Raw genomic sequence first — 9,846 nt, forward strand, 5'->3', positions numbered from 1 at the left:
ATTTTACAATTTATCATGTAAAAAAGTTGAGTAAATTTTTTCTCAACTTTTTTGTTTTCATATCAAACAATGTTTCTATTATTTTTCAGCTGTAAGTGCAGCCATTGTGATGTAGTTGTATGGTTTGTTGAAATGTGGCAAGAAGAATAGGTCTGTCAAAGCCAATTTATCGATTGTTACATGCTCTTGGATAGCAAGTGAGAACATGTGGATTCCCATACTGATTGCAGAGTCACGAGACACCATTTGCGCACCAAGGATTTCGCGGCTATCTTTGTCAAAGACAATCTTGATGGCAACTTCGTGATTGTCATGTTTGATAAATTCTGGTTTTTGAAGATCGTTAAAGCCAGTTTCAGTTGCATTATAACCAGCTGCCTTGGCTTTTTCAAGAGTCAAACCAGTCGAAACCATGTGAAGTCCATAGATAGAGATTCCGTTTGATCCTTGCACTCCGATTCCTTCCAGTTCATGACCACAAGCGTTGTAAGCACCCACGATACCAGTACGTACAGCGTTAGATGCAAGGGCGATGTAGCTAGTGTCTTTACGTGCATTGTCATAAACAGTTGCACAGTCACCAACAGCGTATACACCTGGGATAGATGTTTCTTGTTTCTTATCTACAAGGAAGGCCCCGTTACGGAAGAGTTCAATCTTACCATCCGCAAGAGCTGTATTTGGACGGAAACCAACAGCAAGAACCACCATGTCCACATCAAATGTTTCTTTGTCAGTTATCAAGCGTTCTACTTTGCCGTCACCTTGGATTGCTTTTACAGTTTGACCAAGAGCCAAGCGAATGTTGTGGTCTTCCAAGTTCTTAGCCATCATTTGAGTGAAGTCTTTGTCATAGTAGCCGTTCAAAACAGTGTCTACGATATCTACAAGCACCACTTCTTTTCCAAGACGCTCGAAAGCTTCGGCAAGCTCTACACCGATGTAACCACCACCAACAACGGCAATGCGCTCAAGGTGTTTGCTCTTATCTTCAAGTTTTTCAATAACTTCTTCAGCGTTTTGGTACAATTTAACAAATTGTACATTTTCAAGAGTTGCTTTAAATTCGCGGTTACCCTTAACGATTTCAACACCTTCAATTGGAGGCAAGATTGGAGTTGAACCAGTTGCAAAGATCAATTTATCGTAAGACTCTTTGTGTTCTTTGCCTTCTACTTCTGCAGTCACAACTTTATTATCATAGTCGATTGAAAGAACAGGTGAGTTCATGTAAACTTTAGCACCTTTTGCTTCCAATTTTTCTTTATCAGAGTAGAAGAGACCTTCTGGACCATCGATTTGTTCCCCGATCCAAAGCGCCATTCCACAACCAAGGAATGAAATATTTGAGTTTTGGTCAAATACTACGATTTCGTTCTCATGTCCGAAGTTGTCCAACATCGTATTAATACAAGCTGTACCAGCGTGGTTAGCACCAACTACAACGATTTTACTCATAGAAAAATTCCTACCTTTAATTTTTGATTTACTTTTCTAGTATATCATTTACTGTTAGCGTTTACAAGGTATTTGCTCAGAATTCTCTTTTTTTCAGAAAAAATTATACTTCGTTTATATTATTCGTTTCATTTGTTTCCAATTTTTAAGCATATTTCTTGACTTTTTGTTAAAATTTATTTGTGAAAACGCTGACTTTATGGTATGCTAGATACATGGAAAGAAAATGTAAGGGGTTAAATTTTCTATTAATCTAACTTATCTTGAATGATTTCCTATAAGAAGAAAGGAGTTGGTAGCTTGCCTCTTCGTTCTCGTTCTGAACAGCTAATGGGAACAACTGTCACGATTTCATTAGTGGATAAGCAGGCAAAATCCCTGCTTCAAGGAGCCTTTGATTTGCTCAAGGAGCTTGAATACCGCTTTAACGCCAACAGTCAAGAATCCGAACTGATGGAAATCAACTACCAGGCTGGAATCGCACCTGTTAAGGTTCATCCTGAGCTATTTGAACTGATTACTCTTGGACTTGAGCATAGCCTAGCCCCCTCTAGCCATCTAAACATCAGCATTGGCCCCTTGATTCAAACCTGGCGAATCGGATTTGCAGATGCACGGCTTCCAGAGTTAAACGAAATCGAAACTGTCTTGCCCTTAGTTGACCCGCATTTTATCAAGTTGGATCCGACTAGCTCTACTGTCTTTTTAGAGAAGAAAGGAATGAAACTTGATCTAGGTTGCTTAGCCAAGGGCTATAGTGCAGATAAGGTTGCCCAGTATTTAAAAGCACACGGTGTCACCTCTGCCTTGATCAATCTCGGAGGAAATATCCTCACCATCGGGAATAACCAAGCCAAAGAAGGGAAAGCCTGGCAGATTGGGATTCAAGATCCGCGAAATCCTCGTGGCAATCATCTCCTAACCATTCCTGCTTCTAACAAATCCGTTGTCACTTCAGGTATCTATGAACGCCACCTGACAGTAGATGGAAAAGACTATCACCATATCTTTGATAGTAAGACAGGATTCCCTGTCGAAACCGATCTCGCTAGCCTAACGATTATCTCTGATAAATCTGTTGATGGTGAGATTTGGACAACGCGCCTTTTTGGAGAACGAAGCGCTTCTATCCTCTGGCAAGTCGAAAGTATAGATGGCATTGAAGCCATCCTCATCGACAAAGAGGGGCGTCTTGCATGTTCTTCAGGCCTTCAAAATTGTATTATGTAAAAAGAGAAAGGAAATCTCATGCTAAAACTTATTGCCATTGTTGGAACGAACTCTAAACGTTCTACAAATCGCCAATTGCTTCAATACATGCAGAAACACTTCGCCGATAAGGCTGAGATTGAACTCGTTGAAATCAAGAATATTCCCGTTTTTAACAAACCTGCAGATAAGCAACTTCCTGCTGAAATTCTTGAGATTGCAACTAAAATTGAGGAAGCTGATGGTGTGATTATCGGTACTCCTGAGTACGACCACTCTATTCCTGCTGTATTGATGAGCGCTCTTGCTTGGTTATCTTACGGTATCTATCCACTTTTGAATAAACCAGTTATGATTACGGGTGCTTCATACGGTACACTCGGCTCATCACGTGCCCAGTTGCAACTTCGTCAGATTTTGAATGCTCCTGAGATTAAGGCAAATGTTCTTCCAGATGAATTCTTGCTTTCTCATTCCCTTCAATCATTTAACCCGAGTGGTGACTTAGTAGATCTTGATGTCATTAATAAACTTGATGCTATCTTTGATGACTTCCGTATTTTTGTGAAAGTGACTGAAAAGTTGCGCAATGCACATGAATTACTTCGTAAGGATGCTGAAGAATTTGACTGGGAAAATTTGTAAGATAGGAGAGCAAAAGCATGAAATTTGTAGGACTTGTAGGATCGAACTACGATCAATCATATAACCGTAAACTCTTGGAATTCATCCGTCGCAACTTCAAACTCAAATTTGAATTAGAAGTCCTTGAAATCGATGAAGTTCCAATGTTTAACCAAGACGAAAAATGGGACGAAAGTTTCCAGTTGCGTCTCTTGTATAATAAAATCACACGTGCAGATGGAGTCATCATTGCAACCCCTGAGCACAACCACACAATTTCAGCCTCTCTCAAGTCTGTCCTTGAATGGCTATCGTTTGAGGTACACCCATTTGAAAACAAACCCGTTATGATTGTCGGGGCTTCATACTACGATCAAGGAACTTCACGTGCTCAAGTTCATCTTCGTAAGATCCTTGATGCACCAGGAGTTAATGCCTATACACTTCCAGGTAACGAATTCCTTCTTGGTAAAGCTAAGGAAGCTTTTGATAACGACGGAAATATCACCAACGAAGGCACTGTTAAATTCCTTGAAACTTGTTTAGATAACTTTGTGAAATATGTAGGAGTCGTTTCGAAATTGAAAAAACCAAAACCAATCAAACCAGAAGACTTGGACTGCGGAAAACCAATTGCTACAACTATTACCGGAGTTGACCCAGATGATCCAGATTGGGTGGAGAAAGCGGCAGAACTGGTTGGAGCTGTCTCAGGTGATACTTACGTTAAACTTGACCACGGTATCTTGACGGTTAACCAAATCGATATGTTCTTAAAAGCTATGCCATTTGAATTGACATATGCTGACGATAACAACCAATTCCTATACTATAACAACGCTCACCAAGACCCAGATACCATGTTTGCCAAACGTGTACCACCTCAATCAGGTAGCCGTTTATCTACCGTTCACAACTCTCTCCCTGCTGCTCGTATGAAGAATGTCGAATGGGTTGTTGGAAGCCTCCGCAATGGTAACGAGGAATATATCCGTACTATTGTACCTGGCTCACCTGCTGGTGTTATCAATACTCATAACTACCAAGCTATGTACTATCCTGACGGATCATATGCTGGTATCAATGAAATCGTCTTTAACTTCCAACCATGGCTTGACTGGTATCTACAAACTACCGGTCAACGTTTGGTGGGTGGTAGCGGACCATTTGCCCCTGCAGGAGGCGGTCATGGAGATGCTGATGCTACTTCTGGCGCTTCTGATGCTGGAGGACATGGAGATGGTGGTCATGGAGATGCCGACGCTACTTCTGGCGCAAGCAACTAAGAAACCAAAAAAGGAGCCAAGTGGCTCCTTTTTTATTACAACAGAAAAGGGGCTCGCAAATCATCTACACCCCCCTTTCATTTTATGAGTTAGGATCATCTAAACTACGACCGTGCAAACCTTTTTCGCGCTGCACTTGGCGTAGTTTTTCTGGTGTGACGTCATTTCCTTCCTCATCCACAATTTTAATTCCTTCAATGTGGTGGCGAACAGAACGACGATAGCCTTCGATATACTCCTCACGAAGTTTAGCTTGTTCCACTTTTTCAGCAGAAGTTAAGCCTTCTGTTTTTTTCTTTTTGGCAAGCTCGTTGATACGAGCGATTTTTTTCGGATCCATGTTTATCTCCTTTATGATAAGGTTTAATCCGTTTAACAGACTTTATTTGGTATTGATTTGGTTGAAACGTGCAAGTTTAGCTGCTTTCTTGGTTAATTGCGACAAGATAGCCAAACGATTTTGTCGGACAGCCTGTTCTTCAGCCATTACCATGGTATTTTCAAAAAAAGCATCAATAACTGGACTAAGCGCAAAGAGTTGTTCTAATTGCTGACTTGCAGTCCCTGACAAAACGAGTGATTCTACTGCTTCCGCCAAGGCTTTCTCTTCTTCATTCTCAAAGAGAGCAGGATCAACTGTGTCAGAACCTTCTGCCTTCTCAGCCAAGTTAAAGGCGCGAGAGAGAGATTCGACAGATGGTTTGAAGTCTTCTTTCTTGCTTGCTTCGACAAGAGCACTTGCTGCTTCTAGCATATCTGCCACAACAAAGTTTGAACTTGCAAGAACTGCTTCCTTGATATCTTTCGGAGTTGAACCCATCATCTTATCAACACGAGCCTTGATAAAGTCCATGACCTCTGCTTTATTTTCATAAGTCAAGCTGTCAAATTTCAAATCATAAAGGCTATCAATCAGCTCATCCATAGCAATGTGCCAACCAAAAGCATCCAAGATACGAACCACACCTTGCGTCGCACGACGAAGGGCATAAGGGTCATTAGAACCTGATGGAATCAAACCTACTGAGAAGAAACTCAAAATCGTATCCAATTTGTCTGCAATGGCTAGAATGGCTCCAACCTTGCTCTCTGGAAGTTCGCCTTCGGCTGATGTAGGCATGTAGTGTTCACGAATAGCAGCCGCAACTGCTGGAGTTTCTCCAGCAAGAAGGGCATATTTCTCACCCATAATACCTTGGAGTTCATCAAACTCACCAACCATACCCGTCAACAAGTCAAACTTGTAAATAGCTGCTGCACGCGCTAGGTCAACTGTTTCATCCACTGACAAACCAGCTTTTTCTGCCAAGAGAATGGCAATCTGCCCCGTACGAATCATGTGTTCACGAAGGGAACCAATCTTTTCGTGGAAGGTCACATGGTTCAATTTTTCAACAAGATCTGAAATGACCAATTTTTGGTCTTCACGCCAGAAGAATTCTCCGTCTTCTAAACGTGCTACCAAGACTTTTTCATTTCCCTTGATGACATTTTCCAAATGCTCTGCGTTTCCATTACGAACAGAAATAAAGTTTGGCAAGAGCTTGCCATCTTGATCACGAACAACAAAGTAACGTTGGTGTTCTTTCATCGAAGTCACCAAAACTTCTTCTGGGACTTCAAGGTATTTGGCATCAAAACTTCCCATAAAGGCAGCTGGGTATTCAACCAAGTTCAAGACTTCATTAAGCAAGTCCGCATCAATTTCGATACGTACACTGTGTTCAGCTTCGATTGCTTTGATTTGGTCAACAATCATTTGCTCACGTTCACGTGGATCTGCGATTACAAACTGTGCACGAAGGTCTTCTTCATAGCTCAATGCTGACTGAATCTTTGTTTCTTTTCCCAAGAAACGATGACCACGGCTGACACGATCACCCTTGATATCGAGAAAATCCAAATCAAATTCTTGCTCGTCCAAAAGAACGGTTAAAGTGTGAACAGGACGGATGTATTCAAAGCTATTTCCAGCCCAGTGCATGCTGACAGGGAAAGTCAGTAACTTCAAGACATCTACAACGCCTGGAACAATATTCTCAACTGGTTGACCTACTTCTTCCTTGGTAACATAGGCATATTCTTCACCCTTGATTTCACGGAATTCAATATCTTCAACTGTCAAGCCTTTTCCACGGACAAATCCTTGAGCTGCTTTGGTGAAGTTTCCATCACTATCCAAGGCAATTTTCTTTGCTGGACCCTTGAAATCTTCTGTCAAATCAGACTGCTTGTCTGCAAGCCCAGTCACACGAACAGCCAAACGACGTGGTGTTGAGAAGGTTTGAATGGCTTCAAAGGAAAGACGATTTTCTTTGAGGAAGGCTGCCATTTTTTCACCTAGTTGTTTTTCACTTGGAGTTACTACATAGGCTGGTAACTCTTCAAGACCGAGTTCTACTAATAAGTTTTTTGTCATGTTTTTTCCTTTACATCTTCTTCAATCTTTTTTGATATGCACCTTAGGTACTGGGGACGTCGCTAACTAACTTTTGTGAGTCTGTAAGGAAATCTTATACCAAATAAAACAAGATTTCCAACAGTCTCATCAAAGTGGATCTAGCTGACTAATTTTTGAACCTAATACTCAATGAAAATCAAAGAGCAAACTAGGAAGCTAGCCGCAGGCTGTACTTGAGTACGGCAAGGTGAAGCTGACGTGGTTTGAATTTGATTTTCGAAGAGTATAGGTAGGGTTTCAAAAATCCCCACATAACAGTACGGCGGTACATATCCCTCTAGCAAGTCTTCAACTTGCCTCAAACGATCTTTAGGCTCAGTATTACTTACTATTCTGCGTCTTCTGCTAAGAGTTTAGCTCGTGTTGCTTCATCCAAAAGTGGGTAGCCTAGGCGTTTGCGTTCTGCGACAAAGGTTTTGGCTACGACACGGGCCAAGTTACGGATACGGGCGATATAGCCTGCACGCTCTGTTACAGATACGGCACCGCGCGCATCAAGCAGGTTAAAGGTGTGTGAACATTTGAGAACATAGTCATAGGCAGGGTGAACCAAGCCCTCTTCCAAGGCACGACCAGCTTCCTTTTCAAACTTATCAAAGTTTTCAAGCAACATTTCTTGGTCCGAAATTTCAAATGAATATTTTGAATGCTCGTATTCAGGCTGGATGAAGATTTCTCCATATTTTACACCATCGGCCCACTCGATATCATAGACAGAGTCCACTTCTTGAATGTAAGAAGCCAAACGCTCCAAACCATAGGTAACTTCCGCAGTTACAGGACCTGTTGCCAATCCACCAACTTGTTGGAAATAAGTAAACTGAGTGATTTCCATCCCATCAAGCCAAACTTCCCAACCGAGACCTGCAGATCCAGTCGATGGATTTTCCCAGTTATCTTCAACGAAGCGGATATCATGTTCCAAAGGATTGATGCCCAATTTTTCCAAAGACTCAAGATAAAGTTCTTGGATATTTGATGGAGATGGCTTCATGACCACTTGGAATTGGTGGTGTTGGTAGAGACGGTTAGGATTTTCCCCGTAACGACCGTCAGCAGGACGGCGTGATGGCTCTACATACGCTGCATTCCATGGCTCAGGACCGATAGCACGAAGGAAAGTGTAAGGACTCATTGTTCCCGCACCTTTTTCATTATCATAAGCCTGCATAAGCATACAACCTTGGTCATTCCAAAATTGTTGCAAAGTAAGGATGATTTCCTGGAAAGTCAATTTTTTAGACATTATTTACTCCTTTTTTTATAAATTACTTGCGACACGAGTCTGCCTCGTCGATTATACGAGGCAAGACGAGTTAGTACTGCGTCTAGCTCAGGCACTCTAGTGCTGAGCGTGGGGCAGCCCGACTGTAAGGAGGTCTCTGCCGCTGACGCAGTGAAATGTTAATTTCTTATACATTGAATACTCCTTTAGTTTATATTATCTTTTTAAATTTATTTATCAAGCAACCAAGAAAAAGCTGGATCCTGAAAAATATGACGTTTAGGAACAGTTTGTAAATTCTGATCGCATTCATCTATTGTACCTAATTTTAAAGCACAGACTTCTGGTATATTTTCTTGAGCAGTGAAAATTTGACTGTGACAGTTCTGGCAGTAATAGCGTTGTTTCCCTAGAGATGAACTATAAGTAACCAAATTCTCTTCTCCATACAATACTAGATTTTTGCTGCTAACTTTGGCATTAACTGTATAGGCAGACGCAGTGGCTTTCCGACAGAATGAGCAATGACAAAAAACTAATTCCGACAATTCCTCATCTAAAGTGTAGGTCACTGCTTTGCATAAACAAGATCCTTTAAGCATTATGCTCCTTTCTACTTAGGTATTAGACGAAATTCAAAAAGAACCGAATTTCAACACCCAAGCCTTGCGACTAGGGGCGTCAGAAACGCGGTTCCACCCTAATTTATTACTTCATTGTTTTGAAAAATACGACAGAAAGCGCCAGTTCCTTACCTTGTCCTACTTGGCTCCCACTATCCCAAGCTCGCTTGAAGAACGCCATAAGACTTTCTTTCTTGTTGATTATTATATCAGAAAGAGAGAAAATTTACAATTCTTTTTCTTACTTTCTAAAAATCCATCTCATCCACACGAGGTGCGCCAGAAATCACCGAGATAGTCTTTAGGACCTCTCGCTCTTCTTTGCTAAGTTCAATCCCAAAACAGTCAAGATTGCTCTTGATGCGAGAGGCTGTTACTGACTTAGGTAACGGTAAAAACTCTTCTGCCAAGCTCCAAGCCAAGGCGATTTGGGCAACTGATTTTCCATGCTTATCAGCAATTTCTTGGACTTCTTTCTTATCAAACAACTCTCCTTGCCCAAAAGGTCCCCAAGCCTCTAAGAGAATTCCTTTCTCTCTACAGTAGGTAACTACTTCCTCTTGATAAACCCCTGGCGCTAAGCGCACCTGATTAACCGCTGGAATGACTCTTGCTGTCTCAAACAAAGCATCCAGATGATGAGGGAGAAAATTACTAACTCCGATAGCACGAATCTTGCCTTCTTTGTAAAGATCCTCCATCGCTCTCCAGACTTCAGCATTGCGAGTTTTCCATTTATCATTTTCTCTTAAAGGTTTTGGATTTGGCCAATGGATAAGATACAAATCTAGATAATCCAATCCAAGTTTTTCCATTGATTCTTCAAAAGCTTGGCGAGCTTCATCATAGCTGTGATTGGTATTCCAAAGTTTGGTCGTTACAAAGATTTCTTGACGTGAAATACCGCTATTTCGTATAGCACGGCCAACGCTCTCCTCATTTTGATAGATAGCCGCAGTA

Annotated in this window: 9 protein-coding genes; 3 read left to right on the forward strand and 6 right to left on the reverse strand. The window is 41.4% G+C overall.

The features are described from left to right. Positions 1–78: 78 nt before the first annotated feature. Complete coding sequence (nox, locus tag SORDD16_RS05935) at positions 79–1,458, reverse strand: H2O-forming NADH oxidase (RefSeq protein WP_061452721.1); 1,380 nt, start codon at positions 1,456–1,458, stop codon at positions 79–81. A 300-nt stretch (positions 1,459–1,758) separates the two neighbouring features. On the opposite strand from nox, the gene SORDD16_RS05940 reads away from it, so the two are divergent. The 3 genes from SORDD16_RS05940 to SORDD16_RS05950 are packed head-to-tail and all read left to right on the forward strand — an operon-like array spanning position 1,759 to position 4,577. Next, positions 1,759–2,688: an FAD:protein FMN transferase gene (locus SORDD16_RS05940; protein WP_061452888.1), complete on the forward strand. Its 930-nt coding sequence runs from the start codon at positions 1,759–1,761 to the stop codon at positions 2,686–2,688. Between the two features lie 18 nt (positions 2,689–2,706). Further along, positions 2,707–3,312, forward strand: a complete 606-nt coding sequence (locus tag SORDD16_RS05945; RefSeq protein WP_061452722.1) for an NADPH-dependent FMN reductase — start codon at positions 2,707–2,709, stop codon at positions 3,310–3,312. A 17-nt stretch (positions 3,313–3,329) separates the two neighbouring features. After that, entirely contained in the window at positions 3,330–4,577 is a 1,248-nt protein-coding gene (locus SORDD16_RS05950) for an NAD(P)H-dependent oxidoreductase (protein WP_061452723.1), read from the forward strand. A gap of 82 nt (positions 4,578–4,659) precedes the next feature. Here SORDD16_RS05950 and SORDD16_RS05955 read toward each other — a convergent pair whose 3' ends face one another. The 5 genes from SORDD16_RS05955 to SORDD16_RS05975 all read right to left on the reverse strand — a co-directional run. Continuing rightward, positions 4,660–4,917 (reverse strand): DUF896 family protein, encoded by a 258-nt coding sequence (locus tag SORDD16_RS05955; RefSeq protein WP_000371291.1) that lies wholly within the window; start codon positions 4,915–4,917, stop codon positions 4,660–4,662. Positions 4,918–4,959: 42 nt separating this feature from the next. Then, complete coding sequence (gene glyS / locus SORDD16_RS05960) at positions 4,960–6,996, reverse strand: glycine--tRNA ligase subunit beta (RefSeq protein ID WP_061452724.1); 2,037 nt, start codon at positions 6,994–6,996, stop codon at positions 4,960–4,962. A gap of 370 nt (positions 6,997–7,366) precedes the next feature. Next, positions 7,367–8,284 (reverse strand): glycine--tRNA ligase subunit alpha, encoded by a 918-nt coding sequence (glyQ, locus tag SORDD16_RS05965; protein WP_000038733.1) that lies wholly within the window; start codon positions 8,282–8,284, stop codon positions 7,367–7,369. A gap of 209 nt (positions 8,285–8,493) precedes the next feature. Continuing rightward, positions 8,494–8,865: a GFA family protein gene (locus SORDD16_RS05970; protein WP_061452725.1), complete on the reverse strand. Its 372-nt coding sequence runs from the start codon at positions 8,863–8,865 to the stop codon at positions 8,494–8,496. A gap of 269 nt (positions 8,866–9,134) precedes the next feature. Then, positions 9,135–9,846, reverse strand: a 712-nt coding sequence (locus SORDD16_RS05975; RefSeq protein ID WP_061452726.1) for an aldo/keto reductase, incomplete at its 5' end; no start/stop codon positions are given.

Source organism: Streptococcus oralis (assembly GCF_001578945.1).
Lineage (GTDB): Bacteria > Bacillota > Bacilli > Lactobacillales > Streptococcaceae > Streptococcus > Streptococcus oralis_Q.

Excerpts from the sequence above, each read along its gene's own strand:
- SORDD16_RS05955 (WP_000371291.1), bottom strand. The coding sequence starts at position 4,917 with ATGGATCCGAAAAAAATCGCTCGTATCAACGAGCTTGCCAAAAAGAAA.
- SORDD16_RS05945 (WP_061452722.1), top strand. The coding sequence starts at position 2,707 with ATGCTAAAACTTATTGCCATTGTTGGAACGAACTCTAAACGTTCTACA.
- SORDD16_RS05970 (WP_061452725.1), bottom strand. The coding sequence starts at position 8,865 with ATGCTTAAAGGATCTTGTTTATGCAAAGCAGTGACCTACACTTTAGAT.
- nox (WP_061452721.1), bottom strand. The coding sequence starts at position 1,458 with ATGAGTAAAATCGTTGTAGTTGGTGCTAACCACGCTGGTACAGCTTGT.
- glyQ (WP_000038733.1), bottom strand. The coding sequence starts at position 8,284 with ATGTCTAAAAAATTGACTTTCCAGGAAATCATCCTTACTTTGCAACAA.
- glyS (WP_061452724.1), bottom strand. The coding sequence starts at position 6,996 with ATGACAAAAAACTTATTAGTAGAACTCGGTCTTGAAGAGTTACCAGCC.
- SORDD16_RS05950 (WP_061452723.1), top strand. The coding sequence starts at position 3,330 with ATGAAATTTGTAGGACTTGTAGGATCGAACTACGATCAATCATATAAC.